At 64.6% G+C, this 1,172-nt stretch carries 1 protein-coding gene; it reads left to right on the top strand.

The annotated features are described in order from the left end of the window. The first annotated feature begins 496 nt into the window (after nt 1-496). The gene (locus P3T39_RS37470; protein ID WP_280703801.1) at nt 497-1,039 is read left to right on the top strand and encodes a GNAT family N-acetyltransferase; all 543 of its coding nucleotides are present in this window, start codon (nt 497-499) and stop codon (nt 1,037-1,039) included. The last annotated feature ends 133 nt before the right edge of the window (nt 1,040-1,172 follow it).

Genomic DNA, 1,172 nt, shown 5'->3' with positions numbered 1-1,172 from the left:
GAGGCCCTGCTTCTATGCGTCCACTGGCCCGCGATCACCCGATCGAGACTTCCGTTCGATCGGCAGGCGCTCTGATCGGTACGACAACGGCTACTAATAGCTCAGCGGTGAGCCCGAGCACGGAAGCGCAAGGGCCCGCTTCGTGAGGTGGAAGCCTGGCCCTGTTCCGGGACTGTGATCCCTTAGGTCAGACCGGCTCCCCCTCACCTGCCCGCCGGGCGGAGGCCCAAGGTGGATCCGGGGACGCGATCCCTTCAGCAAGACCGCGCCCCGCCCGGCGGTAGCCAGCCAGGTTTCATGTCCTCAGCCCGCCGACAGGGGCCGACCTCTCAGAAGTTCGCGAGCCCTGAGCTCTCCAGCAGACCGAGGTCCCTGCCGGTCGCTGGAGACACGAACGGCTCATGAGATGGCGTGCCCCGAGCACTTCTATTAGGGCGTGTATCGAAAGTGCCTAGTGAAGAGGACGGAGAGCCCAATTGTGATCCAGAATGATTGGATGGTCACGCTTGAGACTCCCCGTTTGGTCCTGCGTCGTTGGCGCGAGGAAGACGTTGCGCCCATGGCTGCCGTCAACGCCGACCCCGAGGTCATGCGGTGGATCCGTGACGGCAGCGTCCTTGACGAACAGCAGACACGCGGCCGGGTCCAGGCATGGGAGAGCGAGTGGGAGTCACAGGGCTTCGGCCTGTTCGCCGTGGTGGTCCGGTCCACTGGCGAGCTGGCCGGGTTTACCGGCCTTTCGGTGCCCGACTTCTTGCCGGAGGTACTCCCGGCGGTTGAGGTCGGCTGGCGGCTGGGACGTTCACACTGGGGGCAGGGCTTGGCCACCGAGGCTGCTGCGGCCGCTGTACGGTTCGGGTTCGAAGAGCGAGGGCTGGAGCGGATCGTCAGCATCACGCAAGTGGGCAACGACGCCTCCGAACGGATCATGACCAAACTGGGGATGCATCCGGTCCGTGAGACCGTCAATCCCACCGGCGGTCGGCGAGTACGGGTGTTCGAGTTGTCGTCGGATCAGTACGTCACAACCACTCGTTGATGGCTGCGACGAGGACGGTCGCCTCGTAGCGGACCGCGAGTTTGATGCCCCTATGGATGTCAATCGGCTGACGCTGGTGCAGGGGTCGGATTCCTGGCTGCGGTGATGAGTTGGTAGATCTCGCGGGCGACGT

Origin of the sequence: Kitasatospora sp. GP82 (assembly GCF_029892105.1) — a bacterium.
Lineage (GTDB): Bacteria > Actinomycetota > Actinomycetes > Streptomycetales > Streptomycetaceae > Kitasatospora.
This window is presented reverse-complemented; position numbering and strand designations above follow the sequence as displayed.